General features: G+C 64.1%; 22 protein-coding genes. 14 read left to right on the top strand and 8 right to left on the bottom strand.

What is annotated here, in order from left to right; genetic code table 11:
- On the bottom strand, positions 1 to 854 hold an 854-nt coding region (locus tag VJS90_RS20445; protein WP_324123448.1), incomplete at its 3' end, for a homoserine kinase.
- A gap of 70 nt (positions 855 to 924) precedes the next feature.
- On the bottom strand, positions 925 to 1,212 hold the full coding sequence (locus VJS90_RS20440) for a DUF2782 domain-containing protein (protein ID WP_324123447.1): 288 nt from the start codon (positions 1,210 to 1,212) through the stop codon (positions 925 to 927).
- A gap of 75 nt (positions 1,213 to 1,287) precedes the next feature.
- Here VJS90_RS20440 and polA point away from each other — a divergent pair, with 75 nt between their 5' ends.
- Entirely contained in the window at positions 1,288 to 4,062 is a 2,775-nt protein-coding gene (polA, locus tag VJS90_RS20435) for a DNA polymerase I (RefSeq protein ID WP_324123446.1), read from the top strand.
- A gap of 325 nt (positions 4,063 to 4,387) precedes the next feature.
- On the opposite strand, the gene yihA is transcribed toward polA, so the two are convergent.
- A complete protein-coding gene (gene yihA, locus VJS90_RS20430) occupies positions 4,388 to 5,020 on the bottom strand; it encodes a ribosome biogenesis GTP-binding protein YihA/YsxC (RefSeq protein ID WP_324123445.1) in 633 nt (210 codons plus the stop codon).
- A gap of 192 nt (positions 5,021 to 5,212) precedes the next feature.
- On the opposite strand from yihA, the gene VJS90_RS20425 reads away from it, so the two are divergent.
- The 7 genes from VJS90_RS20425 to VJS90_RS20395 all read left to right on the top strand — a co-directional run bounded on the left by VJS90_RS20425 (position 5,213) and on the right by VJS90_RS20395 (position 12,386).
- Entirely contained in the window at positions 5,213 to 5,515 is a 303-nt protein-coding gene (locus tag VJS90_RS20425; protein WP_324123444.1) for a c-type cytochrome, read from the top strand.
- Positions 5,516 to 5,546: 31 nt separating this feature from the next.
- Positions 5,547 to 6,164 (top strand): c-type cytochrome, encoded by a 618-nt coding sequence (locus VJS90_RS20420; RefSeq protein WP_324123443.1) that lies wholly within the window; start codon positions 5,547 to 5,549, stop codon positions 6,162 to 6,164.
- Positions 6,165 to 6,328: 164 nt separating this feature from the next.
- Entirely contained in the window at positions 6,329 to 6,964 is a 636-nt protein-coding gene (gene dsbA / locus VJS90_RS20415) for a thiol:disulfide interchange protein DsbA (RefSeq protein ID WP_324123442.1), read from the top strand.
- An 11-nt stretch (positions 6,965 to 6,975) separates the two neighbouring features.
- The gene (locus tag VJS90_RS20410) at positions 6,976 to 7,830 is read left to right on the top strand and encodes an endonuclease/exonuclease/phosphatase family protein (protein WP_324123441.1); all 855 of its coding nucleotides are present in this window, start codon (positions 6,976 to 6,978) and stop codon (positions 7,828 to 7,830) included.
- A 28-nt stretch (positions 7,831 to 7,858) separates the two neighbouring features.
- On the top strand, positions 7,859 to 9,763 hold the full coding sequence (locus VJS90_RS20405; protein ID WP_324123440.1) for a GGDEF domain-containing protein: 1,905 nt from the start codon (positions 7,859 to 7,861) through the stop codon (positions 9,761 to 9,763).
- Positions 9,764 to 9,919: 156 nt separating this feature from the next.
- Complete coding sequence (locus VJS90_RS20400) at positions 9,920 to 10,696, top strand: N-acetylmuramoyl-L-alanine amidase (RefSeq protein WP_414704960.1); 777 nt, start codon at positions 9,920 to 9,922, stop codon at positions 10,694 to 10,696.
- A 73-nt stretch (positions 10,697 to 10,769) separates the two neighbouring features.
- On the top strand, positions 10,770 to 12,386 hold the full coding sequence (locus tag VJS90_RS20395) for an EAL domain-containing protein (RefSeq protein ID WP_324123438.1): 1,617 nt from the start codon (positions 10,770 to 10,772) through the stop codon (positions 12,384 to 12,386).
- A gap of 6 nt (positions 12,387 to 12,392) precedes the next feature.
- On the opposite strand, the gene VJS90_RS20390 is transcribed toward VJS90_RS20395, so the two are convergent.
- Together VJS90_RS20390 and algB are read right to left on the bottom strand one after the other, a co-directional pair.
- A complete protein-coding gene (locus VJS90_RS20390; protein ID WP_324123437.1) occupies positions 12,393 to 14,159 on the bottom strand; it encodes a KinB sensor domain-containing domain in 1,767 nt (588 codons plus the stop codon).
- 8 nt (positions 14,160 to 14,167) lie between these two features.
- A complete protein-coding gene (gene algB, locus VJS90_RS20385; protein ID WP_324123436.1) occupies positions 14,168 to 15,514 on the bottom strand; it encodes a sigma-54-dependent response regulator transcription factor AlgB in 1,347 nt (448 codons plus the stop codon).
- A 266-nt stretch (positions 15,515 to 15,780) separates the two neighbouring features.
- Here algB and VJS90_RS20380 point away from each other — a divergent pair, with 266 nt between their 5' ends.
- The 6 genes from VJS90_RS20380 (at position 15,781) to VJS90_RS20355 (ending at position 21,116) form a co-directional block, all read left to right on the top strand.
- A complete protein-coding gene (locus tag VJS90_RS20380) occupies positions 15,781 to 16,554 on the top strand; it encodes a BON domain-containing protein (protein ID WP_414704961.1) in 774 nt (257 codons plus the stop codon).
- A 173-nt stretch (positions 16,555 to 16,727) separates the two neighbouring features.
- Positions 16,728 to 17,012: a hypothetical protein gene (locus tag VJS90_RS20375; protein WP_324123435.1), complete on the top strand. Its 285-nt coding sequence runs from the start codon at positions 16,728 to 16,730 to the stop codon at positions 17,010 to 17,012.
- Positions 17,013 to 17,059: 47 nt separating this feature from the next.
- A complete protein-coding gene (locus VJS90_RS20370) occupies positions 17,060 to 17,224 on the top strand; it encodes a DUF1328 domain-containing protein (RefSeq protein ID WP_009401691.1) in 165 nt (54 codons plus the stop codon).
- A 2-nt stretch (positions 17,225 to 17,226) separates the two neighbouring features.
- Complete coding sequence (locus tag VJS90_RS20365) at positions 17,227 to 17,697, top strand: inhibitor of vertebrate lysozyme family protein (RefSeq protein WP_324123434.1); 471 nt, start codon at positions 17,227 to 17,229, stop codon at positions 17,695 to 17,697.
- Between the two features lie 729 nt (positions 17,698 to 18,426).
- Positions 18,427 to 19,758 (top strand): glutamate/aspartate:proton symporter GltP, encoded by a 1,332-nt coding sequence (gene gltP / locus VJS90_RS20360; RefSeq protein ID WP_324123433.1) that lies wholly within the window; start codon positions 18,427 to 18,429, stop codon positions 19,756 to 19,758.
- A 128-nt stretch (positions 19,759 to 19,886) separates the two neighbouring features.
- Positions 19,887 to 21,116 carry a nucleoside recognition domain-containing protein gene (locus VJS90_RS20355; protein ID WP_324123432.1) on the top strand — a complete coding sequence of 410 codons (1,230 nt, stop codon included), beginning with the start codon at positions 19,887 to 19,889 and terminating at the stop codon, positions 21,114 to 21,116.
- Here VJS90_RS20355 and VJS90_RS20350 read toward each other — a convergent pair.
- Genes VJS90_RS20350 through VJS90_RS20340 form a run of 3 tightly spaced genes read right to left on the bottom strand, consistent with a single transcriptional unit; the run spans position 21,098 to position 25,292 of the window.
- Positions 21,098 to 22,147, bottom strand: coding sequence for a DUF5924 family protein (locus tag VJS90_RS20350; protein WP_324123431.1), 1,050 nt, complete (start codon positions 22,145 to 22,147; stop codon positions 21,098 to 21,100). The genes VJS90_RS20355 and VJS90_RS20350 overlap by 19 nt on opposite strands.
- 43 nt (positions 22,148 to 22,190) lie before the next feature.
- Positions 22,191 to 23,597 carry a pitrilysin family protein gene (locus VJS90_RS20345; RefSeq protein ID WP_324123430.1) on the bottom strand — a complete coding sequence of 469 codons (1,407 nt, stop codon included), beginning with the start codon at positions 23,595 to 23,597 and terminating at the stop codon, positions 22,191 to 22,193.
- A gap of 36 nt (positions 23,598 to 23,633) precedes the next feature.
- A complete protein-coding gene (locus tag VJS90_RS20340) occupies positions 23,634 to 25,292 on the bottom strand; it encodes a Na/Pi cotransporter family protein (RefSeq protein ID WP_324123429.1) in 1,659 nt (552 codons plus the stop codon).
- Between the last annotated feature and the right edge of the window lie 6 nt (positions 25,293 to 25,298).

The following is a 25,298-nucleotide window of genomic DNA, read 5'->3' as shown; positions in this document are numbered from 1 at the left end:
AAATGTAAATCGTACAGGCGCGAGAGCCAGAAGCGCAACGCGCCGGCGCGCAGCAGGGCAGGCCACAGCGAGTGTTCGGCGGCGGTGAAGGGCCGCACGGCGTGGTAGGCGTCCAGCATGGCGCGCACGCGCGCTTCGTCGAGCGCGCCGGTAGCCAGGTCGATGCACCAGTCGTTGACGGTCACTGCGACGTCGAACAGCCAGCTATCGCAGCCGGCGAAGTAGAAGTCGAAGAAGCCGGTCAGGCGCTCGCCGTCGAACATCACGTTGTCGCGGAACAGGTCGGCGTGCAGGTTGGCCTTGGGCAGGGCCAGGATCTGTGCCTTGTGGGCATTGATCTCGTCCAGGCTGGCCTGCAGCAAACGGCCCTGTTCGGGGGTCAGGCGCGGCAGCAGGTCGGCGCCGGTGTCCAGCATCCAGTCCAGGCCGCGATCGGTCCTGCGGGTGATCATCCGGTCGCGGGTGGCCAGGTGGATATGCGCGAGCAGCTCGCCCACCTGGGCGCAGTGCTGGTTGTTCGGCGCCTTGATGTGCTTGCCCGAAAGCCGCGGCTGCAGCAGCGCCGGCTTGCCCGCCAGTTCGCGCAGGGCGTTGCCGTCGCGGTCGCGCAGGGCATAGGGCACCGGCATGTCGGCTTCGTGGAGGACGTCGAGCAGTTCGATGAAGAACGGCATGTCCTCGACCGGGCCACGTTCGACCAGCGTCAGGACAAATTCCCCTTGTTCCAGGCTGATGAAGAAATTGCTGTTCTCTGTACCTGCTGCAATGCCCTGGAAATCGAGCAGGCGGCCCAGGCCATAGGGCGCCAGAAAGGTTTCCAGCTCCGGCCGGGTCACGGGGGTGAAGACTGACATGATCAAAAAATGCCCATACGGGCACTTCCGCCTGGAAGTGCCAGGTTGATGTGAAGGGTACCGCGCTACCTTACCACTCGAAGATCTTCCACGATGGGATCAGCATGTCCGGCTGGTCGGATCGTACGAAGTTGCCTTCCGAGCCGTCGGCGCGTACCAGGAAATAAGGCTTGCCAGTCTTCGGCGTCACCTTGATCGCATACAGGAAGCCGTTCTGGCGGTACTCCTGGATGGTTTTGTCGCCTTCCGTGCGAATGGTCACCTCGGGATCGGCCGAGGGGGCGTCGTCCGCCGCCAGGGAGACGACAGGCGTGGTTGCCAACAGGCTGAGCAGTAACAGGCGATTGAGTGTCCGCATGATAACCTTGTCCCTTTGTCGTCCAGTTTTCCGGATATTCTAGCGCCGGACCCGTCGAAAAGGTTGATTCTGCTCATGAGCCTAGCGCCCCTCGTCCTTGTGGACGGCTCCTCCTACCTGTACCGCGCGTTTCACGCGCTGCCCCCGCTGACCACCTCCAAGGGCATGCCGACGGGCGCGGTCAAAGGCGTGCTGAACATGCTCAAGAGCCTGCGCAAGCAGTACCCGGACGGGTTGTTCGCGGTGGTCTTCGACGCCAAGGGCGGTACGTTCCGCGATGCCATGTTCGCCGAATACAAGGCCAATCGCCCGAGCATGCCCGATGACCTGCGTGTGCAGATCGAGCCGTTGCACGCCAGCGTGCGAGCGTTGGGCTATCCGCTGCTGTGCGTGGAAGGCGTGGAGGCCGACGATGTGATCGGCACGCTGGCCCGCAGCAGCGCCGCGGCGGGCCGGCCGGTGGTCATCTCCACCGGCGACAAGGACATGGCGCAGCTGGTCGATGGCCATATCACCCTGGTCAACACCATGACCGGCAGTGTGCTGGACGTGGCCGGCGTGCACGAGAAGTTCGGCGTCGGCCCCGAGCACATCATCGACTTCCTGGCGCTGATGGGCGACAAGGTCGACAACATTCCGGGCGTGCCTGGGGTGGGCGAGAAAACCGCCGTGGGCCTGCTGACCGGCATCGGCGGTGGCCTGCGTGAGGTGTATGACAACCTCGACAAGGTCGCGGGCCTGAGCGTGCGGGGTGCCAAGTCCCTGGCGGTGAAGCTTGAGGAACACCGCGACGCGGCGTTCATGTCCTATCAGCTGGCAACCATCAAGATCGATGTGCCGCTGGAGGTCGAGGTCGAGGCGCTGGTCTGCGGCGAGCCCGATCGCGAGGCGCTGCTGGCGCTGTACACCGAGATGGAGTTCCGCAGCTGGATCGCCGAGGTGCAGCGCGACGCCGCGCGCTCCGGTGAACCGGTGCCCGAGGTCGCCGAGGAGGTTGCGCCAGCGCAAGCCGTCGAAGCGAAGTACGAGACCATTCTCGACCAGGCCCGCTTCGACGCCTGGCTCGAAAAACTGCGCCAGGCCCCGCTGTTCGCCTTCGACACCGAGACCACCGGGCTGGACGCTCAGCGTGCCCAGCTGGTCGGCCTGTCGTTTGCGGTCCAGGCCCATGAAGCGGCCTACGTGCCACTGACCCATGACTACGCCGATGCCCCCGGGCAGCTGGACCGCGACAGCGTGCTGCTGGCGCTCAAGCCCTTGCTCGAAGACCCGGCCAAGGCAAAGGTCGGCCAGAACGCCAAGTACGACATCAATATACTTGCCAATTGCGCCCTTGGCGGTGACCCGTCCCAGGGCATCCACATGCGTGGCGTGGCGTACGACACCATGCTCGAGTCGTACGTGCTGGACTCCACGGCCACCCGCCATGACATGGACAGCCTGGCGCTCAAGTACCTGGGCCACACCACCATTGCCTTCCAGGACGTGGCCGGCAAGGGTGCCAAGCAGCTGACCTTCAACCAGATCCCGCTGGAACTGGCGGGGCCGTACGCCGCCGAAGACGCCGATATCACCTTGCGCCTGCACCAGGCCTTGCAGGCACGCCTGGAGAAGACCCCGAGCGTGCGGCCGGTGCTGGCGGACATCGAGATGCCGCTGGTGCCGGTGCTGGCGAAGATCGAGCGCCAGGGCGCGCTGGTCGATGCCGCGCTGCTGGGCATCCAGAGCCAGGAACTGGGTGTGAAGATGGCCCAGCTCGAGCGCGAAGCATTCGAGATCGCTGGTGAAGAATTCAACCTCGGCTCGCCCAAGCAGCTGGGCGTGATCCTTTACGACAAGCTTGGCATGCCTGTGCTGAGCAAGACCGCCAAGGGCCAGGCCTCCACCGCCGAGGCCGTGCTGGCGGAGCTGGCCGAGCAGGACTACCCGCTGCCGCGGGTGCTGATGCAGTATCGCTCGCTGAGCAAGCTCAAGAGCACCTACACTGATCGCCTGCCCGAGCAGATCAACCCGCGCACCGGGCGCATCCACACCTCCTACCAGCAGGCCGTGGCTGCCACGGGGCGCCTGTCGTCCAGCGACCCGAACCTGCAGAACATCCCGATCCGTACCGCCGAAGGGCGGCGTATCCGCCAGGCGTTCGTCGCAAGCCCGGGCTACCGCCTGCTGGCCGCGGACTACTCGCAGATCGAGCTGCGCATCATGGCCCACCTGGCCAAGGATGAAGGCTTGCTGCATGCCTTCCGCAACGATCTGGACGTGCACCGGGCCACCGCCGCCGAAGTGTTCGGCGTAGCGCTCGAAGCGGTCACCAACGATCAGCGCCGTAGCGCCAAGGCAATCAACTTCGGCCTGATCTACGGCATGAGCGCGTTTGGCCTCGCCAAGCAGATCGGCGTCGACCGCAAGCAGTCCCAGGATTACATCGACCGCTACTTTGCCCGCTATCCCGGCGTGCTCGCCTACATGGAGCGCACCCGCGCCCAGGCCGCGGAGCAAGGCTTCGTCGAGACGCTGTTCGGCCGGCGCCTGTACCTGCCCGACATCAACGCCAAGAACCAGGCCCTGCGCAAGGGCGCCGAACGCACGGCGATCAACGCGCCGATGCAAGGCACGGCGGCCGATATCATCAAGCGTGCCATGGTGGCGGTGGATACGTGGCTGTGCGAGTCAGGGCTGGATGCGCGGGTGATCCTGCAGGTACACGACGAACTGGTGCTGGAGGTTCGCGAGGACCTGGTGGAGCAGGTCAAGGCCGGGATCCGCCCGCACATGAGCAATGCCGCGCAACTTGACGTGCCGCTGCTGGTGGAAGTGGGCGTGGGCGCGAACTGGGACGAGGCGCATTGATCCATCGCAAATAGTTTGCACTTCGCTGGAACTTTCGCGACGCATTGTGACTCTGAGTACTCGATTGGCTGGTGAAGCCTTTCGATGCTCCTATGTTGTGTTAAGTGTTGGCAGATATTCGGACCCCGCCCTAGCGGTCCGAACTTGGACCCCGAACTTCCCCCTCCCCATACGAAGTCCGGGGTTTTTTTTGCCCGCGATTTGACCTGTGGAAGCTTCCCCGGTGCAGCTCGAACCCCTGTGGGAGCGGGCTCGCCGGGGCGCCGGACCGCCCGCGATCGGCCGCGCAGCGGCCGCTCCCGATCCAGAAAGGCTCCCCAAAGCCTCACGCCTCCGGCTTGTCCTCCAGCTCCATCCAGCCCGCCAGCACCCCGTACGCCTCTTCCAGCCCCTGGCGCTTGGGCGCCGAGAACAGCTGGATGGTCACGCTTTCGCCCCACCCCTTGCGGATCTCGCTCTGCACCTTGAGCAAGGTGTTCTTCGCGGCGCCAAAGGTCAGCTTGTCGGCCTTGGTGAGCAGGATGTGCATCGGCATGCCGCTGGCCAGCGACCAGTCGAGCATCATCTTGTCGAAGTCGGTCATCGGGTGGCGCACGTCCATCATCAGGATCAGGCCCTTCAGGCATTCGCGGCTGCCCAGGTAGGCCTCGAGGTGGCGCTGCCAGTGCTGCTTGAGCGGGATCGGCACTTTTGCGTAACCGTAGCCCGGCAAGTCGACCAAACGCCGTTCATCGTCCAGACTGAAGAAATTCAACAGCTGGGTGCGCCCCGGGGTTTTCGAGGTCCGTGCCAGGCTTGCGTGGGTCAGGGTGTTGAGGGCGCTGGACTTGCCAGCGTTCGAACGGCCAGCGAAAGCCACCTCGTAACCCTGGTCGTCCGGACATTGGTCGACCTTGGCCGCGCTGATGGCGAAAGTGGCTTTCTGGCAGAGGCCGAGGATGGGGTTTTTGACTTGCATGCGATATCCGATGTGGGTGTTGCCAAGGCCTTGCCCGGCAAGCAGTGTCGTTTCCGTATGGACCACGGAAGTATATAATGCCTTAGTTTTTGTGTGCGCATTATCCCAGCGTAGGACGATGCGCACAGGGTGCCGGTTTCAAGCTCGCGCAGCAGAACGCAGCTCGGTCCCCAACCCTGAAGGTCATTGCAAATGACCAGATGGCTGATGGTCGTCGGTGTCTTGATACCGTTTTTCAGCGCGCAGGCTACACAGGATCCCGTGGCGTTGTACAACCGCACGTGCGCGGCTTGTCACGCAGGGCAGTTGCCGCAGGCGCCCAGGGTGGGTGACCGGGCGGCCTGGGAGCCGAGGCTCGCGCAGGGTATGGAGAGACTGGTGGCACATGTTACCCAGGGTTTCAAGGCTATGCCGCCGCGTGGATTGTGCATGGACTGTAGTACCGACGACTACCGCGCAATCATCGAGTGGATGAGCGGCAGTCCCGGCACATAACATTTCACCCTTAGCCGTGTTGGATTAGCTGATGAACAAGACAATCGTGAGTCTGCTCTTGACCTTGGGGGTCGCAGGTGCGGCCAATGCTGCGTCCGTCATCCAGGGCGATGCCGCGGCCGGCCAGGCCAAGACCGCGGTATGCGGCGCCTGCCACAACCCGGATGGCAACAGCCTGGTACCCAATTTTCCCAAGCTGGCCGGCCAGGGCCAGCGCTACCTCGAAAAGCAGTTGCATGACATCAAGTCGGGCAAGCGCGTCGTGCTCGAGATGACTGGCATGCTCGCTCCCTTCACCGAGCAGGACCTGGCAGACATTGCCGCGTACTACGCCGCCCAGAAAGGCAGCGTGGGCGCGGCCGACCCGCAGCTGGTCGAGCGCGGGCGTGCCTTGTTCAACGGGGGTGACCTGGTCAAGGGCGTGCCGGCCTGCACCGGCTGCCACTCACCCAACGGCGCGGGCCTGGCCCTGGCCGGGTTCCCGCACCTGAGCGGCCAGCATGCGCAGTACGTGGCCAAGCAACTGACCGATTTTCGCGAGGGCAACCGCACCAACGACGGCGATGCCATGACCATGCGCTCGATTGCCGCCAAGCTCGGCAACAAGGACATCGAAGCTCTGGCCAGCTACATCCAAGGGCTTCACTGAGCGGGGTTAACCCTGTGTTAATACTGCCGGGGCAAACATGAAAGGGTGGCGCGAGCCGCCCTTTTTCATGTTCACTGCCGTTACACTAAAGAACTTGAGCCCTCCATGACCTGTCTCAATACAGGTCGCGGTAGAGGCGACCTTTGAATGCTCAGGAGTAAAGCATGCGTAAACTGATTCTCGGCGCTGCGCTGGTCGCCGCCAGCGCCTTCGGCATGGCCGCTGTCCAGGCCGCCGAGCCGGCCAAGGCGGGTGAGCAATACATCGAGCTGAGCACCCCCGTGGCGGTCTCCCAGCCGGGCAAGATCGAGGTGGTGGAGCTGTTCTGGTATGGCTGCCCCCACTGCTATCACTTCGAACCCACCATCAACCCCTGGGCAGAGAAGCTCCCTGCCGACGTCAATTTCAAGCGCATTCCGGCCATGTTCGGCGGCCCGTGGGACGCACACGGCCAGATGTTCCTGACCCTCGAAGCCATGGGTGTGGAGCACAGCGTGCATGCGGCGGTGTTCGATGCCATCCAGAAGCAGCGCAAGCAACTGGTCAAGCCTGAAGAAATGGCCGAGTTCCTCGCCACCCAGGGTGTCGACAAGGACAAGTTCCTGGCGACCTTCAACTCCTTCGCCATCAAGGGCCAGGTGCAGAAAGCCAAGGAGCTTGCGAAGAAGTACGAGATCACCGGCGTGCCAAGCATGGTCGTCAACGGCAAGTACCGCTTCGACCTGGGCACCGCGGGTGGGCCTGAAGGCGTGCTCGACGTCGCCGACCAGCTGATCGCCAAGGAGCGCGCCGCCAAGTAGGCGGCGCCTGCATGCGACGCTGGACAGCCCCGCGCATCGTTGGCCTTCATGAGCCGAAGGTCAACGAAGCTCACCTCAAGGCCTCGGGGTTGCCCGAGGACGGGCGCTTGCGGCTGCTCAGCTTCAATATCCAGGTCGGCATCAGCACCGAGCGTTACCGGCACTACCTGACCCGCAGCTGGCAGCACCTGCTGCCGCACATCGGCCGCGCCGGCAACCTGCAGAAGATCGGCGAACTGCTGGGCAACTTCGACCTGGTGGCCCTGCAGGAAGCCGATGGCGGCAGCATGCGTTCGGGTTACGTCAACCAGGTCGAGCACCTGGCCCACCTGGGGTCCTTCCCCTACTGGTACCAGCAGCTCAACCGCAACCTTGGACGCTTCGCCCAGCACAGCAATGGCGTGCTCAGCCGTCTCAAGCCGCAGCTGCTCGAGGATCACCCCCTGCCAGGCCCCGCCGGGCGCGGGGCGATTTTGGTGCGGTTCGGCGAGGGCAAGGACGCGCTCATCGTGGTGATGATGCACCTGGCCCTGGGTTCCAAGACCCGCGCCCGGCAGTTGGCCTACATCCGCGAGCTGATCGGTGGCTACCGCCACCAGGTGCTGATGGGTGACATGAATACCCACGCCAACGACCTGCTGCAGCACTCCCCGCTGCGTGACCTGGGGCTGATTGCCCCGCAAGTCCAGGCGACTTTTCCCAGCTGGCGCCCCCAGCGCTGCCTGGACCATATCCTGTTGAGCCCCAGCCTCACGCTCGAGCGTTTCGAGGTGCTCGCCCAACCGATTTCCGACCATCTTCCGGTCGCCGTCGAGATTCGTTTGCCTGATGCCCTGACTGTGGATACGCTGCCGGTTTTGAGCTAATTGCCATAACCCCTTGCGGACTCAAGGCATGACCGAAGAAGCCGAGCGCTGGAAAGAAAAATACCTAAAGAGCCTCGAACAACAGGAAAAGCAGGAGCGCCGCTGGGCGGCCCGCCTCGACTTGCTGCGCCGTGGCCTGGTGCGCAGCACCCTGGCGGCCGAGGGCAGTGACCGGGCGGTGGACGAGTGCATGAAAGAGATGCGCGACGTCATTCGCAGCGACAACATGGACGCTGCCTTGTCCGGGCTGATCCCAAGGCTGGAGAAGGCCGTGCTCGACTCCGAGCAGCGTCGCGAAGTCCGGACCGGGCAGGTCAGCACGGCCTTGACGGCGCTGGTCGCTCAGTTGCAAACGCTGCCGCTGCCCGGCGAGGTCCGCCGCCCCCTCAAGAAGTTCGCCAAACAGCTCGAAAGCCGCGTTACCCAGTCCCGTGAAATGCCCTTGTTGCTCAGCGAGCTCAGTGGCTTGCAGGGGCGTGCCCTCTCGGCGCTGGAGCCCCCGGAACACGCCGCGCGGCCCGGCTTGCTGCAACGGCTGTTCGGTGGACGCGAGGGCGAGGCGCAAGCAGCCCCCGAAACGGCGGCCGCACCGGTCGAAACAGCACCGCCACCGGTGACGAGTGAAGGTGAGCCTGAGACGCCGCCACCTGTCCCGGATCAGGAACCCGCGGACGATGCCGATGGGCCAGGGCCATTCGCGCAACCTCAGGCGCAGGCCGAGGATGTCGCACGGTCACCCCTCGAACTGCCAGAGCCATCTCCCGAGCTGCCCGCCGAGCCGCCCGAACCCACCGTGACCGTGCTGCCCCAGGGGCCAGAGCCACACGCTCGCGCCGAAGTGGTCGACGAAGACGGCCCCTACGCCCTTCCCGATGCCCGCGAGCCTTCCTACAGCTCGGTGGCCACGCATATCGAGCAGACCCTGGTCGGCCTGCTCGACGAGCTCAGCCTGCCTGAACACCACAAGGCCCAAGCCCTCGCCATGCGCGAGCGCGTGGTGCATGGGCTGAACTGGTACGAACTGATCCCGGTGCTCGATGACCTGGCAGTGTTGATGCTGGCGATCAGCGACAGCGGCCAGCACGAATTCCAGGCCTATCTGCAACAGCTCAACGAGCGTCTGGAATCGTTCCAGAGCAATTTGCAGGAAGCCAGCGCCGGTCATGCCGACAATACCGACGCCGCGCGCGACCTCGACAGCGAGCTGCGCGAGCAGGTCGATGGCCTGCAAAGCAGCGTGCACGGCGCCGCCGACCTCGCCGGCCTGCGGCAGGTGCTGGACAACCGGCTCGAAGGCCTGCTGCTGACCATGGATGATCACCGGCAAAAGCGCGACCAGCGCGAGCAGGACCTGGCCGAACGGCTGCATGGCTTGTCCGAGCGGGTGGCGGACATGGAGCAGGAGGCGATGGGCTATCGCGAGCACCTTGAGGAGCAACGCCAGAAAGCGCTGGTCGATCCATTGACCGGCTTGCCCAACCGGGCTGGCTGGGCCGAGCAGGTCGAACAGCAGGTACAGGCCTGGCAGGCCAACGGCGGCCACCTGTCGATGGCGATTCTCGACCTGGATCATTTCAAGCGTATCAACGACGGGTACGGTCACCTGGCCGGCGACAAGGTGCTCAAGATCGTTGCCAATGTATTGCGCAAGCACCTGCGGGGCCGTGACGTCATCGCCCGCTTTGGCGGCGAGGAGTTTGTGCTGCTGCTGCCGCAAACGCCGCTGGCAACGGGCAGCCAACTGGTGGAAACCCTGCGCGCGGCGATCGAGGCATGCCCCTTCCACTTCAAGGGCGAGCGGGTGGTGACCACCTTGTCGATCGGCATCAGCGCCTTCCGCTCGGGCGAGCGTGCCGATAGCGTGCTCAAGCGGGCGGATGAAGCGTTGTACCTGGCCAAGGATCGCGGGCGAAACCGCGTCGAGCACAAATAGCCCGGACCGTGCGCATACCTCGGTAACCCTGGCGCTCCACGGTCAGCGCACGTATCTGGAGCCGCCGCTGATCGATAAAGTGCCAGGCGCTGCGCGTTGAGCAGGGCGCACGTTATACTGTAGCGATTTCGCGCAGACCCTAACGTGCCCTTCTCAATGAAAAAACTTGTCGCCGCTTTGCTGTTGCTCACCCTCGCCGGCTGTTCGACCGGCCTGCGCATCGACCGTAGCCACCCCTCCGCCAACCATGACAACCGCATCCAGTTTGTCGTGCTGCACTACACCAACGCCTCGCTGGATCGCTCGCTGGCGCTGCTCACCCATGGCGAGGTCAGCAGTCACTACCTGATCGGCGACGGCCCGGCCAAGGTCTACCAGCTAGTGGACGAAAGCCGGCGCGCCTGGCACGCCGGCGACAGCCAGTGGGACGGACGCACCTGGTTGAACTCCAGCTCCATCGGCATCGAGATCGTCAACCCGGGCTTCACCGATACGCCCACCGGACGGGTCTGGTATCCCTACAGCGAAGCCCAGGTCCAGTCGCTGATCGCCTTGCTCAAGGACATTGTCCAGCGTAACGGTATCAACCCGCGCTATATCATCGGGCACAGCGACATCGCGCCGGCGCGCAAGCTCGACCCGGGGCCTCTGTTCCCCTGGAAGCGCCTGGCCGATGCCGGCCTTGGGGTCTGGCCGGATGCCCGCGCGGTCGCGCAGCAGCAGGCGCGCTTCACGGCCAGCCTGCCGAGCATCCTGTGGTACCAGCAGCAGCTCGCCCGCTTCGGCTACGCCATCGAGCAGACCGGCGAGCTGGACGTCACCACCCGGCAGGTCCTGGAAACCTTCCAGATGCGCTTCCGTCCGCAACGTTTCGACGGTGTGCCGGATGCCCAGACCGCCGCCATGCTCCAGGTGCTGAACAGCAAGCGTTAAGGCGCCGCCCAACGGCGACGCTGTTTTGCGTCCCAGTTGCTATACCTCATGGTACTCAACTGGATGCTTGCAGATGTCACCCACCCTCGCCGCTCTGCGCCATGTGTTCTACAGGCCCTGGCTGCTGGCCTCCCTTGCGGCCTTGGCCAGCGCGGGACTACTGCTGTTCGCAAGCGTCGGGGTGATCCTGCACCAGGCGCGCGAAAGCGAAAGCGAGCGGATGAACGCCCGGGGCGAGCGCTTCCTGCAGCGCCTGGAACAGGTGTTCGGGCAACTGCGAGAAGGCGTCGACCAGCTCCAGGGCCAGCCCTTGCGGGGTTGCGACGCGTACATGCTTTCGGCCCTGCAGCAGGTTGGCCTGAGCTCTCGCTTCATTTATGAAGCGTCCTACGTTGATGGCAATGTCGCCTGTTCCAACCGGGTGGGCGAGCACCTGGTCCATTCCTTGCGCCCTCCGGATATCCAGGGGCCGACGTACAGCTACTGGCTCAACACCACCACCGAACCGGACGACAACCTGGCCGCGCTGATGCTCGGCCGCGGCAAGTTCAGGGTCTCGACATCCCGCGGGCACCTGGCCGATGTGGTCGACCTGCCGCCAGGCGGCAGCTTGCTGGTGGTGCTCGACCGTGGCGGGAGGGCAATCCCCGTGCTTGGCCCCGCCCAGCCCTGGCCGCCGCAGGCCCAGTGGCTATCGCCTGATACATCGCTGCTCGAACCCACCGACCGCCTGGTCTACCGCATGCCGACGAACTCGCCGGACTACCAGCTGGCGCTGATCGTGCCGCGGGCCAGCATGCCCTTGAAGATGCATGGCATGCTCTGGCTGCTGTTTCCCGGCAGCCTGTTGCTGGCCAGCTGCATCGGCTGGCTGGTGCTGCAACTGATCCGCCAGCGCCACTCGATGAGCGCCGAGTTGCAGGGGGCGCTGCGCCGCGGCGAGCTGCAGGTGCTCTACCAACCGATCTTCGAACTGGAGAGCCGACGCTGCGTGGGTGCCGAAGCCTTGGTGCGCTGGCGGCGGCACGACGGCACCCTGACCAGCCCAGAGCTGTTCATTCCCTTGGCCGAGAACACCGGGCAGATCCGCCAGATCACCGATTTTGTCCTGCAGCGGGTGCTCGAGCAGCTCGGCCAGCTGCTGCGCAGCAACCGCCATCTGTATATCTCGGTGAATCTCGCGGCCTGCGATGTGATGGTGCCACGCATCGGCGTGGTGGCCGCCAGGTTGCTGGCGCTTCATCACGTCTGCCCCAACCAGATCGCCTTCGAGGTCACCGAGCGTGGGCTGATAGATGTCGTGGTGGCGCGTGACAACCTGCAGGCGCTGCGCTCGGTGGGGCACCAGGTACTGATCGATGACTTCGGCACCGGCTATTGCAGCCTGGCCTACCTGCAGACCCTGCCTGTGGATTGCCTGAAGATCGACAAGGCCTTCATCGATGCGCTGGGCCATGATGCGGCCAGCAGTGGCGTTGCTCCGCACATCATTCGCATGGCGCACGCGCTGCAGCTGCGAGTGATCGCCGAAGGCATCGAGTATGAAGACCAGGCCGAGTTGCTCAACAGCGAAGGCGTCAACTACGGCCAGGGCTGGCTATTCGCCCATCCGCTCAGCGCCCGGCAGTTCAGCGAGCTGATCACCCGTGGCCGGCGCATGGGCGCCCGGCGCTTTGGCGACGAGGCCTGAGCCGCGTCACGCCGGCAGCGCCATGTAGAACTGGGTGCCTTGACCAGGACGGGAGAACACACCCATGCGCCCGCCGTGCAGCTGCACGATCTCCTTGCACAGCGCCAGGCCCAGCCCCGCCCCGCCCTTCTTGCGCCCGACCTGGACGAACGGTTCGAAGATGCGTCCCTGCTGGCCATAGGCGATGCCTTCACCATTGTCCTCGACACTGATGATGACACGCTCGGCGTGGCGCCGGGCATGCAGGCGGATGCGCCCGCCGCTGGCGGTATGGCGGATGGCATTGTGCAGCAGGTTGTCCAGCACGCGGTCGAGCTGCGCCATGTCGGCCTGGATGCGTGGCAGGGGCTGCTCCAGCTCGTTGACCAGCTCGATCTGTTTGTCCGCGGCCTGGTCGGCAAAGCGCAGCCGGGCCCGGTCAAGCAGTTCATCGATCACGCAAGGCGACAGCTCAAGCTTCTGCAATCCGCTTTGGTAACGCGAGAAATTCAGCAGGTCGTTGATCAGTTGGGTCAGCCGTTGCATCTCCTCGCCAATCGTCTCGAACAGGTCATGCTCGCGGCTATCGGCGCCGAACTTCACCCGCTCGCTGAGCAGGCCGAACGCCATGTGCATGCCGGTGACCGGCGTGCGCAGCTCATGGGAGGCGCGTAGCACGAATTCGCTGCGCACCCGTTCGAAGGCGCGCTGTTCGGTGACATCGTGCAGCACCATCACCGCGCCAAGGATCGGGCCTTGAGGGTGGCTCACCGGCGTCAGGCTGTAGGTCAGCAGGCGTGATTCCTCTTCGACCTCCAGGCACAGGTCTTCCGGCAAACGGTCGAGGGTGCCACCGCGCAGTACCTGGCGCAGTTGCTCGTCCAGCTCCGGGCGCTGCAGGGCATCGCCCAGGCCACTGCCCAGGCGGCTGTCGTCCCAGCCCAACTGGCGCTGGGCCACCGGGTTCAGGTGCTCCAGGCGGCCTTGACGATCGATGATCAGCAGGCCGTCGTCAATGCTGTCGAGCACTGCCTGCAAGCGCTGCTGGCCGGCCAGCAATTCGTCGATGTTGGTGGCCTGGTGCTTGCGCAGCGCCTGGGCCATCAGGCCGAACCGCCGGGTCAGCTGGTTCAGCTCGGTGGCCTGGGTTACCGGCAAGGTCACCTCGAAGTTGCCTTGGCCGACCTGGTCGGCGGCCTGGGCCAGGGCTTCTATGGGCTGACCGAAGCGCCGGGCAATGCTATGGGCAGTGATGAAACCGAGGATCAGCACGGCCAGACCCATCAGGCCGAGCATCCCACCGATCAGCAAGGCGCGGTCGCGCGCTTGCTCCTCGCTGCGGGCGATGTGCTCCAGGGCCTGCTTGTGCGATTCGATCAGGTCGGTGCGCACCTGGTTGAAGGACGCCCCCAAAGGCTCGTCCACCCCCATGCTGTTGGCGGGGACCGGCGTGCTGCGGTACGCCTGCAGGAAGGCCTGGTAGTTGCTGCTGGTCTTGCTCAGGCCGGAGCGTTCGCCGCCCTGCTCCAGTCCCTGGTCCAGCAATTGCTGGAATCCGCCCTGCAAGGCCGCAAGGCTTTTCGGGTCGGGCGTATCGTCGAGAATAAGGATCAACTGCTCGCCGAGGTTCTGGCGCAGCTTGAGGCCCACCTCCAGGACGTGCGTGGCATCGCGCACCAGCGTCTGCTGCGACGACGCCATCTGCAGCACGCTGACCAGGCCGATCACCAGTCCCAGCAAGGCAACGGTGATCAGCGCCGATATGCTGAGGAAAAGCCGCGTGCGCAGCTTCATCGCCCACTTCACAGGTTGTACTGCTTGCGTTTGCGATAAAGCGTCGAGGCATCGATGCCCAGTGTCTTGGCGGCTTGGTCGAGGGTGTCGCTGGTTGCCAGGACCGCACCGATGTGCGCCCGCTCGAGCTCATCAAGGCTCAGCGCGGCGCCTACCCGAGGTGCATTGCCAGCAGGTTGTTCTCCCATGCCCAGGTGTGCGATTTCTACCCGGTCTTGCGCACAGATGATACTGGCTCGCTCGATCACGTTTCGCAGTTCGCGAATGTTGCCCGGCCAGCGGTAGTTGAGCAGCGCGGCGCGAGCTTCGTCGCTGAAGCCTCGGGCGGGGCGCGAATATTCCTTCACGAAGCGCGCCAGGAAACGCTCGGCGAGGGTCAGGATGTCTTCGCTGCGTTCGCGCAGCGGCGGCAGGTGCAGGGTGATCACGTTCAGGCGATAGAGCAGGTCTTCCCGGAAACGCCCTTCGCGAACCATGTCCTCGAGGTTGAGGTTGGTGGCCGCGAGGATGCGCACATCGGCCCGGCGCGTGACCGGATCGCCCACGCGCTCGTATTCCTTGTCCTGGATGAAGCGCAGCAGCTTGGGCTGCAAGGTCAGCGGGAAGTCGCCGATCTCGTCGAGGAACAGCGTACCGCCATCGGCCTGGTTGACCCGCCCCAATGTGCTTTCGCTGGCGCCGGTGAACGCACCGCGGCTATGGCCGAACAGTTCGCTCTCCATCAGCTCCGCGGTCAGTGACGGGCAGTTGATGGTCACGCAGGACTTGCGCGCACGCTTGCTCCAGCCGTGGATGGCACGGGCCAGCTCGCCCTTGCCTGTGCCCGACTCGCCGAGAATGAGGATGTTGGCATCCGTGGTGGCGACCTGCCGCGCGGTCTCCAGCACCGCCATCATGGCCGGGCTGTGGGAATCCAGGCCGTCCTTGGGCTTGCGCACCTCGCCTTCAAGGGCCTCGAGGCGTGCCGATAGCTGTCGAACTTCCAGCTGCTTGGCCGTCGCCAGGCGCAGTTGATCGGGGCTGCACGGTTTTACCAGGTAGTCGGCGGCGCCGGCCTGGATGGCGTCCACGGCCGTGTCGATCGCCGAATGAGCGGTCACGATGACCACCCGCATCCAGGGTGCCTGGATACGCATCTGCGCCAGTACATCCAGGCCGTTGTCCTCGCCCAGGCGAAGGTCGAGGAAACACAGGTCGAAGACCTGGCGTTGCAACAGCGTCTCGGCCTGGGCCGCGCTGTTGGCGGTCGCCACGCTGTAGCCCTCGTCCTCCAGGCAATAACGAAAGGTCCGCAGAATGGCGGACTCGTCATCCACCAATAGAATGCGGCCTTTGTTGTCCTGGGCTGATTCCATTTCCTACGCTCCTTTGGGATAGATCTTGGTTAGTGTCGGAAAAATCGGGCAAGTTGCATGGTCAATTCTGATTGATTTTCTTGATTGCATGCTAGCCGCTTGATCAACCTTACGCTAACTCATTGAAAAACATCCAAATTCTCGCGCGGTGTCATTTGGCATGCAGGTTGCGAGGATCTTGGGTTTTAGCCCTACGGAGGTGTCTTATGCCCATTCCACGTCCATTGGCCGCGGTGAGTGCCGCGGTGGTGCTCGGCCAGATGCTGATGATGCCGGTGGCTAGCGCCGACGGCGTGCAGGATGCGCGGCGTGAAGGTGCATTGCAGACGGCCCTGACGCTGAACCGCGTACTCAACGCGTACCCCATCAAGGTTCAGGTGAGCGACAACACCGCGCGGTTGAGTGGCGAAGTGGAAAACTCCGTGGAGCGTGACCTGGCTGAGCGCGTCGCGCTGGCGACCAAAGGGGTCGAGCAGGTCGACAACCAGTTGCGGGTCAACCCGGAACTGGTGGAGCAGCCGCTGGAGCTGCGCGCCTATGCCCAGCGCCTGGAGGACGCCACGCTCGGTGCGGTCATCCGTGCCCGTCTGCTGTGGAGCCGGGTCACCCATGAAGCGCCGATCGAGGTGGAAAGCCGCGAAGGCGTGGTTACCCTGCGTGGCAAGGTCGCCAGCGCAGAGGCCAAGGAGCTGGCCGGTATCCTGGCCCGCTCCACGGACGGGGTCTACCTGGTCAACAACCTGGTCAGCATGGATACCGCCGCGATGGCCAAGGCTCGCGAAACCCCGGTTGACGCTCCCAAAGGCCCGCAGCCAAGTGATAGCTGGATCATCGACAAGATCCAGACCAGCTTGCGCTTCAGCCGCAATCTGGACGGCCTGAACATCAAGGTCACGAGCCAGGAGGGCATGGTGTGCTTGTCTGGGGAGGTGGTCAGCGCCGAGCAGAAAACCATCGCCAGCGAGGTCGCGCGGCAGATCAACGGTGTGCGTGGTGTTGACGCCGACATGCTCAAGGTCGCGACCAAGGTCGAGGGCTGATCATGCAAATCGCACGACCTGGCAGGGGGGATCGTGCAGGATACGTCCTGCCTAGCACTCTAAGTACGTGCTAAGTAGTTGATTTTAAAGGATTTTGTGCGGTTTCAAAAGCTGGCATGCAGGCTGCAATACTCCTTGCAGGGTTTATAAAAAGTACAGCAGGAGAAGCCGGCATGAACCGCCAAGACGTCAACAACTCGCAGATCACCACACTGCCCCTGCGCCAGGTCCTGTTTCTGACCCTGGCGCTGATGTTGACGCTGGTCGCCGGTCAGCTGTACCACAGCTGGCAGACTGCCCGGCTGGCCGATCAGGTCGCCGCGCAAACCGCCTTGCTCGCGCAGATCCAGTCGACCCGTGCCAGCACCTTGGTGCAAGCCGCCGATCGGCTGCCGGAGACAAATGCTGCACCGGCCACGTTGAACACTGTCGTACCCCAGGAGCGCTGGGTTTTCTAAGCGCCGTCCGAAATGATTTCGGACAAAAAACAGTAAGGAGAATCACCATGCTGAGTTGGGCCATTACTTTCCTGATCATCGCCATTGTCGCTGCCGTACTGGGCTTCGGTGGTATCGCCGGCGCCGCTACCGGTATCGCGAAGATTCTGTTCATCGTCTTCCTGGTCCTGTTCGTCGCTTCCTTCTTCTTTGGACGTCGCGGTCGAGGTTGACGATGAGTCGGGCGTTTTGCGCAGCCCTGGCCACTGCCCTGCTCCTGGGCAGTGGTACTGCGGCGATGGCGGCCAATGACGGCCAGCTCCGCGTCAATCAACTGTTGAGCGCGGACCCTGAATACAGGGATACCTGGCAGGACGTGGTCCAAAAGGAGGAAAGGCTGCCGGACTGGGTGATCAACCTGAGCGGTAGCTCCGAACAACAGATGTCTGCCGTCGAGGAAGACGGCGACAAGTATCTGGTCGGGCCTGTGTGCGAGACAGAGCAGAATTGCCTGAACAAGCGCCTGATCGTGGCGTTCAGCTGGGACAAGGACAAGGCCTACGGAATGCTGGTCGAGGTTCCCGAGGGGCTGCCCGCTGACAAGTCACCAACGCGTCATGCCCAGACTCGCTGGCTCGGCGAACCGGATGAAGGCATGCAGGCGTTGCTTCGTGAACAGCTCAAGCGCGATCCGAACTGGTACTGAGCACAATTCATCGCGTTGTAACTGTATAGAAGCCGAACGTTCACGTATTCGCGTTTCTATAGTGCGTCACTTGAAGAGAGTCGATGCATGACCAAGGGGTCGGGCTGTTCTGGTTGCTACAGGACCGGAGTGGCCTAGGGGTACAGGGAGTACCTCCTTGATGGGCCGGGTCAGGTAAAGCAGCATCGGAAGCTTCAGGTCAGCAGAGTCAGACATGACGCTTCACTGGCCTGGCTTCCGGAGCGCTTATGGAGTGAATCTTCTTGCCCTTACGTAGGATTATTCCTATAGGGCACATTTGCGGGCGACCGTATATCGATATTTTTTCCGCTCCGACATGCTGTGTCACCCGCCTTTCGACAATCATTCGGATTGTCGAACACCTATGCGATGCCCTCGAATGCATTCGGACTAATCTGCCGGATTCTGGCGCTTGAGCCATGTTCGGGAAACCGAACGTGTCCGGATGCCGCTGTCCACGCACCCTTTTCAGCGTCACTTTCCTATGCCGAATCGGTATGGGGTAGTCGTTTCCGGCATTAGACTGACCCTCCTCCCATGGCAATAGTTGCGGCCTTTTTCGCAGGCCACGGCGCGGTTGCGTTCGCCTGCGACGATCTTCCACACCGTCGCCGCGCGCCGCGCCATGTCTTTCCAGGTTGCCCAGGATGGCTCTAGGACAATGGTTTTAGCCCGGTTTCAGTGTCCACTTGAAGTAAAGGTAATGACATGAAGAAGGCAAAACTAAGCCTCGCCTGGCAGATCCTCATCGGCCTCGTCCTCGGCGTCGCGGTTGGCGCTCTGCTGAACCATTTCAGTGCGGAAAAGGCATGGTGGATCGGCAACGTGCTCCAGCCTGCCGGCGACATCTTCATTCGCCTGATCAAGATGATTGTCATCCCGATCGTGATTTCGTCGCTGGTCGTGGGGATCGCCGGGGTTGGCGACGCGAAGAAGCTGGGCAGCATCGGCCTGAAGACCATCATCTATTTCGAGATCGTGACCACCATCGCGATCGTGGTCGGCCTCGGGCTGGCCAACGTGTTCCACCCGGGCGCCGGCATCGACATGAGCACCCTGGGGACCGTCGACATCTCCAAGTACACGGCCACCGCGGCCGAGGTGCAACATGAGCATGCCTTCATCGAGACCCTGCTCAACCTGATCCCGTCGAACATCTTCGCGGCGCTGATGCGTGGCGAGATGCTGCCGATCATCTTCTTCTCGGTGCTGTTCGGCCTGGGCCTCTCCAGCCTGCAGGCCGATCTTCGCGAGCCGCTGGTACGCACCTTCCAGGGCGTGTCGGAAGCCATGTTCAAGGTCACCCACATGATCATGAACTACGCGCCGATCGGCGTGTTCGCCCTGATCGCCGTGACCGTGGCCAACTTCGGCTTCGCCTCGCTGCTGCCATTGGCCAAGCTGGTGCTGCTGGTGTACTTCGCCATCGCCTTCTTCGCCTTCATGGTGCTGGGCCTGGTGGCGCGCCTGTTCGGCTTCTCGATCATCAAGATCATGCGCATCATGAAAGACGAGCTGGTGCTGGCGTACTCCACGTCGAGTTCCGAGACCGTGCTGCCGCGGGTGATCGAGAAGATGGAAGCCTACGGCGCGCCCAAGGCGATCTGCAGCTTCGTGGTGCCGACCGGCTACTCGTTCAACCTCGACGGTTCGACGCTGTACCAGAGCATTGCAGCGCTGTTCATTGCCCAGCTGTACGGCATCGACCTGTCCTGGAGCCAGCAGCTGCTGCTGGTACTGACCCTGATGGTCACCTCCAAGGGCATCGCCGGTGTTCCGGGCGTATCGTTCGTGGTGTTGCTCGCCACCCTGGGCAGCGTCGGCATTCCGCTGGAAGGCCTGGCGTTCATCGCCGGTGTCGACCGCATCATGGACATGGCCCGTACCGCGCTGAACGTGATCGGCAACGCGCTGGCCGTGCTGGTGGTTTCCCGTTGGGAAGGCATGTACGACGCCGCCAAGGGCGAGCGCTACTGGAACTCGCTGCCGCACCTGCGCGGCCAGCAGGCGGCCGCCGTTGGCGAGACCGCCAATCGCTGAGCCAGCGTTGAGCTGAATCCGAAGCCCCGACTTGTCGGGGCTTTTTCATGTCTGGATAGCCACATCCTCCGGGCTGGAGACCACAAGATAGGCTATGATCCCACCCATTTTTCACGGGGACTTTTCGGATGCTCAACGGCCTTTGGCTCGGCTTTTTCCTGGTGGCGGCCGTCTCCGCGATGGCGCAGTGGCTGATCGGGGGCAATGCGGGCATCTTCGCGGCCATGGTCGAGAGCATCTTCGCCATGGCCAAGCTGTCGGTCGAGGTGATGGTGCTGCTGTTCGGTACCCTCACGCTGTGGCTGGGCTTCCTGAAAATCGCCGAGAAGGCGGGCATCGTCGAATGGCTGGCCAAGGTGCTCGGCCCCTTGTTCGCCCGGCTGATGCCCGAGGTACCGCCCGGTCACCCTGCCCTTGGCCTGATCACCCTGAACTTCGCCGCCAATGGCCTGGGCCTGGACAACGCCGCCACCCCGATCGGCCTGAAGGCCATGCGCGCGCTGCAGGAACTCAACCCCAGCAGCACCACGGCGAGCAACGCACAGATCCTGTTCCTGGTGCTCAATGCCTCGTCCCTGACGCTGCTGCCGGTGACCATCTTCATGTACCGCGCCCAGCAGGGCGCGATGGACCCGACTCTGGTGTTCCTGCCGATCCTGCTGGCCACCAGTTGCTCGACCCTGGTCGGCCTGCTGTCGGTCGCGGTGATGCAGCGCTTGCGCCTGTGGGACCCTGTGGTGCTCGCCTACCTGATCCCTGGCGCGGTGCTGCTGGGCGTGTTCATGGCCTTCCTGGGCACCCTGTCGGCGGCGGCGCTGGCCAGCCTGTCGTCGATTCTTGGCAACCTCACCCTGTTCGGGCTGATCGTGCTGTTCCTGGTGATCGGGGCGCTGAAGCGGGTGAAGGTGTACGAGACCTTCGTGGAAGGCGCTCGAGAAGGCTTCGATGTGGCCAAGAGCCTGCTGCCGTACCTGGTTGCCATGCTCTGCGCGGTGGGTGTGCTGAGGGCCTCGGGCGCGCTGGAGCTGGCACTCGATGGGATTCGCCATGCAGTCGACTGGATGGGTATGGACACCCGCTTCGTCGAAGGCCTGCCCACCGCCCTGGTCAAGCCGTTCTCGGGCAGCGCTGCGCGCGCGATGCTGATCGAGACCATGCAGACCCATGGCGTCGACAGCTTCCCGGCGCTGGTGGCGGCGACCATCCAGGGCAGCACCGAGACCACCTTCTATGTGCTGGCGGTGTACTTCGGCGCGGTCGGCATCCAGCGTGCGCGCCATGCCGTGGGCTGCGCGCTGCTGGCCGAGCTGTCGGGCGTGATCGCGGCGATCCTGGTCTGCTACTGGTTCTTCGCCTGAGCCTGGCCTTGGGTGGTTGACGCATCGTCGACCACCTTGAAGCGCAGCACACCGATCACCTGGCCGTCTTCGGTGAGTACCCGGACCTGCCATCGGCCGACCGGATCAGGGGGGAAGTTCTGCTTGTGGGTCCAGGCCCGGTAGCCTTCCTTGCGCCCGCCCTTGATGTCGAGCGCGATACGGTCGACCTCTTTGCCGTTGAGCTGCCAGACATGGTAGATGCGCTCGTTCAGGCCGCGCGGGGCGTTGATCGCGGTGTAGGCATACAGGCCGTTACCGCGGATGCGGCTGGCGGCCACCTCGTCGAGCGAGTCGCCGGGCGTGCGGTTCTGCAGCTCGGTGCTCACCGCCACCTCGGTCATCCACAACGTCGCGGGCGGCACCCAAGAGCGCAGCAGCCAGCCGCAGCCGCCGACCGCCAGGGTCAGCGCCACCAGGCCCACGCCGCGGCGCCAGTCGGTGATCGGGAAGCTGCTCGCCAGGCTCGGGAATGACAGCACCATGGCCGCGATCAAAGCCAGCTTGAAGCTCTGCGAGGTGGTCAGGTGCAGGATGATCGGCAGCGCCGTGAGCAGAGCCGCGAACAACGTCAGGGTGTGCAGGGCCATGAACAGCCAGCGCCGTGGCGCGAGCCAACGGTAGTACAGCGGGTCGATGATCGAGATCAGCCCCGCCGCGCCGAGCAGGCCGGTGAACAGCAGCTGGCCGCTGTTCCAGGTGGTGGTGATGAAGAAGAACGGCAGGACGAAGAACAGGCTTTCCTGGTGGATCATCTGCGTCGCATAGCGCAGCAGCGGTTGCGGGATCTCGCGGTGGAAGGTGCGGCTGAACAGCCGCGTGACGGTGTTCTCGAGCATCAGCCAGACCCAGCTGACCAGCATCAGCACCGCGATCCAGCTGGCCAGCCCGGCCTGACGGTCAACCAGGATGAAACTGCCGATTCCCGAAAGGAACCCCCCAAGGGCAATGACCCCGGGGTAGCGCTTGAGCAGTTCGATCACGCGCTGGATGAGTTGCGGTATAGGAGGCATGGAGGGCCGTCTGGATTAAGTACCTGCACAGGATACCGCCGATTCATCGATCCCGTGTAGCGCCGCTCGGGGGCGGCGGTGCGTGGCGCCGACGGCGTAGCAGGCCAGCGGCCAGGATCAGCCCCAGCACCAGTGCCACCATGCCGTACAGCTCGTCATAGCCGAGCAAGGGTTTCTCGATGCGCAGGTAGCCCGGCTCCTTGAGCAGGCCGTCCAGCGCCTCGTTGGCGTCCTTGAGCGTTACTTCGCGCAGCTTCTTGACCGGGTCGGTGAAGCGGCCATCGGTGTAGTCGTTGAGCGCCCCCCAGTAGTAGTCGGCCAGGGCGCTGTTGCCTTGGGTGGTCCAGCTCTCGCGGGCGATGGCGGCCTGCTTGATGCGCTCGAAGGTATCGGGGTCGAGGCCGTCCTTGCGCAACTGCTCGAACAATTCCTCCAGCACCTTGACCGCCTTGTCGAGGTCCTGGCGCTCGAGGTCGGCGTTCAGGCCCAGCATGCCACTGTTGCCGAAGCTCTCGCGCTGGATGCTCGGCCCATAGGACAGGCCGTTGCGCAGGCGCAGCTGGTCGTACAGCGCCCAGTCCATGTAGCGCGACAGCAGCTCGAGGGTCTGGTCGTGGGCGTTGTCGAGCACCGGCTCGATGAATAGCCAGTGCAGCTTGACGCTGTCGCCTACCCAGCCGCGCGTCAGGTCGCGGCGATGTTCGGCCTGCTGGGTGATCGACTCCAGGTCGCGTCGCTCGGCCGGCTCCACCGCCGGCAGCTCGCCAAAGGTGCGTTCCAGGTAGGCCGGCAGCAGGCGGTCGAGGCCGCCGACCATGATCAGGGTCATGTTGTTGGCGGCGTACCAGTGGTTGCGCAAGGCCTCGACCTGCTCGAGGGTCATGTCGTCCAGCGACGAGCGCTCAGGGCACTTGAGGCCGAGCTCGATCGCCAGCTGGTCGCTGGCGCGATGGCCGATGTCCTGGCGGTCGAGCCAGCGCTGCAGGTGGCCGTAATGGCCGCCATCCTCTCGCTCGATGATCTTCCTGGCCGTCGCCAGCGCCTTGGCATCGATACGGGTGTCGTGGATCACGGCGAACAGCAGGTCGAGCACCTTGCGCTGGTTGCGTGCGGGGGCCTCGATCACGAAGGTGGTGTCGGTGCTGCTGGTGTAGGCGTTCCACTCCCCGCCCAGCGCCTGCATGCGGGCTTCCAGGCCGCCCTCGCCGGTGTCGTCGACGCCGCTGAACAGCAAGTGCTCAAGCAGGTGCGGCAGCTCTTTCTGCTCGCAGTTGAAGTCATCCAGGCCCACGCCGACCACCAGGCGTATCGCCACGTGGTCACGCTCGTAGCCAGGCTTGAGAATCACCTGCAGGCCGTTGGGCAACAGGTAGCCCTCGGTCCTCGTGCGGTCAAGGGCAAACCCCGGAAGGCTGCAGATCAGCAGGCAGATGAGCAACAGGCAACGCATGAAAGCTTCCAGGCCAGTGTTTGGAAAATGTGCGGGTCAGGACAGGCGGGCCTCGTCCGGCACGCTGTCGAGCATCAGCCCGCCGGTGTCCGCGCTACCCAGTACCACATAGGCACTGCTGCAGAACAAAGAGTTCAAACGTTTCATGTCGGCGATCAGTTCCAGGTGCAGCGAACTGGTCTCGATGCTCTGCACCACCTTGCGCTGCAGCCGGCTGACATGGGCATGCGCCAGGCGCCGTTCCTGGGCGCGAAAACGGCGTTTCTCCCGCAGCAGCTGGCGTGCGCTTTCGGGGTCCGCGCTGAGAAACACCGACAGGCCCAGGCGCAGGTTGGCCAGCAGCTGTTCCTGCAGGCCGGACAATTCCTGCAGGCCCACCTCGGAGAACTCGCGGCGCTGGGAGGTCTTCTGCTGCTGGACCTTGCGCAGCATGCGCTCGATCAGGTCGCTGGCAAGCTTGAGGTTGATCGCAAGCTCGATGATCTCCGCCCACCGCCGGTTGTCCTGCTCGCCCAGGTCCTCGCGCGGCATTTGCGCCAGGTACAGCTTGATGGCGTTGTACAAGGCCTCGGCGTCCTCCGCCGTGGCACGCACCTGTTGCGGCAGGGCTGACTGAGTACCACGCAGCGCGCCAAGCATGGCATCGAGCAGGTTGTCGACCAGATCGCCCAGGCGCAGGGTTTCGCGAACCGCGTTGGCCAACGCCAGGCTTGGCGTCACCAGCGCGGTGGGGTCCAGATGACGGGGGCGCGCGCGGCCGTTGGTGTCCTCGCGGTCAGGCAGCAGCCAGGTGCACAGACGCGCCATCGGGGTGACAGTGGGCAGCATCAGCAGGCAGCGCAAGGTGTTGTAGAGCAGGTGGAAGCCGATCACCAGCTCCTGCGGGCTGAAGCGCAGCTGGTCCATCCAGCGCACCAGCGGGTCGAGTACCGGAATCACCAGCAGCAGGCCGATCAGCTTGTACAGCAGGCTGCCCAAGGCGACGCGGCGCCCGGCGGAGTTCTGCATGCTGGTACTGAGGAAGGCCAGCAGGCCGCTGCCGATGTTGGCGCCGATCACCAGGCCGATGGCCACCGGCAGGCTGATCAGCTCGGCGCCAGCCAGGGTCGCGGTGAGCAGCACCGCTGCCAGGCTTGAGTAGGAGATCAAGGCGAACAGCGCGCCGACCAGGGCATCGAGCAGGATATCGCCGGTCAGCGAGGCGAACAGCACCTTCACGCCCTGGGCCTGAGTGATGGGCGCGGCGGCTTCGACGATCAGTTGCAAGGCCAGGATGATCAGCCCCAGGCCGATGCCCACCCGGCCCAGCTGGCCTGCGCGAGTCTGCTTGCGCGAGAGGAAGAAGATCACGCCGAGGAAGATCAGCAGCGGCGACAGCCATGACAGGTCGAACGTCAGCACGCGCGCCATCAATGCCGTGCCCACGTCGGCACCGAGCATGATTGCCATGGCCGGCGTCATCGCCATCAGACCCTGGCCGACAAACGACGTCACCAGCATGGCGGTGGCATTGCTGCTCTGCACCAGCGCGGTGACCAGGATCCCGGCAATGAATGCCAGTGGACGCCTGGACATGTTCTGGCTCAGCACTCTTCGCAAGTTCGACCCGTAGACCCTGAGGACACCGGTACGCACGATATGCGTGCCCCAGATCAGCAGGGCCACGGCGGAGAGCAGGTTGAGCAGGGTGAGCATAAGGCA

The organism is Pseudomonas sp., from assembly GCF_035277045.1.
Classification (GTDB): domain Bacteria; phylum Pseudomonadota; class Gammaproteobacteria; order Pseudomonadales; family Pseudomonadaceae; genus Aquipseudomonas.
The sequence above is the reverse complement of the archived record's forward strand: the minus strand, read 5'-3'. Positions and strand labels throughout refer to the sequence as shown.

What these genes read in the sequence shown, in the direction of transcription:
- VJS90_RS20365 (WP_324123434.1), top strand. Translation starts at nt 17,227, where the DNA reads ATGAGTCGGGCGTTTTGCGCAGCCCTGGCCACTGCCCTGCTCCTGGGC.
- VJS90_RS20380 (WP_414704961.1), top strand. Translation starts at nt 15,781, where the DNA reads ATGATGCCGGTGGCTAGCGCCGACGGCGTGCAGGATGCGCGGCGTGAA.
- VJS90_RS20375 (WP_324123435.1), top strand. Translation starts at nt 16,728, where the DNA reads ATGAACCGCCAAGACGTCAACAACTCGCAGATCACCACACTGCCCCTG.
- VJS90_RS20345 (WP_324123430.1), bottom strand. Translation starts at nt 23,597, where the DNA reads ATGCGTTGCCTGTTGCTCATCTGCCTGCTGATCTGCAGCCTTCCGGGG.
- VJS90_RS20355 (WP_324123432.1), top strand. Translation starts at nt 19,887, where the DNA reads ATGCTCAACGGCCTTTGGCTCGGCTTTTTCCTGGTGGCGGCCGTCTCC.
- VJS90_RS20420 (WP_324123443.1), top strand. Translation starts at nt 5,547, where the DNA reads ATGAACAAGACAATCGTGAGTCTGCTCTTGACCTTGGGGGTCGCAGGT.
- dsbA (WP_324123442.1), top strand. Translation starts at nt 6,329, where the DNA reads ATGCGTAAACTGATTCTCGGCGCTGCGCTGGTCGCCGCCAGCGCCTTC.
- polA (WP_324123446.1), top strand. Translation starts at nt 1,288, where the DNA reads ATGAGCCTAGCGCCCCTCGTCCTTGTGGACGGCTCCTCCTACCTGTAC.
- VJS90_RS20390 (WP_324123437.1), bottom strand. Translation starts at nt 14,159, where the DNA reads ATGAAGCTGCGCACGCGGCTTTTCCTCAGCATATCGGCGCTGATCACC.
- VJS90_RS20440 (WP_324123447.1), bottom strand. Translation starts at nt 1,212, where the DNA reads ATGCGGACACTCAATCGCCTGTTACTGCTCAGCCTGTTGGCAACCACG.
- VJS90_RS20410 (WP_324123441.1), top strand. Translation starts at nt 6,976, where the DNA reads ATGCGACGCTGGACAGCCCCGCGCATCGTTGGCCTTCATGAGCCGAAG.
- gltP (WP_324123433.1), top strand. Translation starts at nt 18,427, where the DNA reads ATGAAGAAGGCAAAACTAAGCCTCGCCTGGCAGATCCTCATCGGCCTC.
- VJS90_RS20400 (WP_414704960.1), top strand. Translation starts at nt 9,920, where the DNA reads ATGAAAAAACTTGTCGCCGCTTTGCTGTTGCTCACCCTCGCCGGCTGT.
- yihA (WP_324123445.1), bottom strand. Translation starts at nt 5,020, where the DNA reads ATGCAAGTCAAAAACCCCATCCTCGGCCTCTGCCAGAAAGCCACTTTC.
- VJS90_RS20425 (WP_324123444.1), top strand. Translation starts at nt 5,213, where the DNA reads ATGACCAGATGGCTGATGGTCGTCGGTGTCTTGATACCGTTTTTCAGC.
- VJS90_RS20350 (WP_324123431.1), bottom strand. Translation starts at nt 22,147, where the DNA reads ATGCCTCCTATACCGCAACTCATCCAGCGCGTGATCGAACTGCTCAAG.
- VJS90_RS20370 (WP_009401691.1), top strand. Translation starts at nt 17,060, where the DNA reads ATGCTGAGTTGGGCCATTACTTTCCTGATCATCGCCATTGTCGCTGCC.
- algB (WP_324123436.1), bottom strand. Translation starts at nt 15,514, where the DNA reads ATGGAATCAGCCCAGGACAACAAAGGCCGCATTCTATTGGTGGATGAC.
- VJS90_RS20395 (WP_324123438.1), top strand. Translation starts at nt 10,770, where the DNA reads ATGTCACCCACCCTCGCCGCTCTGCGCCATGTGTTCTACAGGCCCTGG.
- VJS90_RS20340 (WP_324123429.1), bottom strand. Translation starts at nt 25,292, where the DNA reads ATGCTCACCCTGCTCAACCTGCTCTCCGCCGTGGCCCTGCTGATCTGG.
- VJS90_RS20405 (WP_324123440.1), top strand. Translation starts at nt 7,859, where the DNA reads ATGACCGAAGAAGCCGAGCGCTGGAAAGAAAAATACCTAAAGAGCCTC.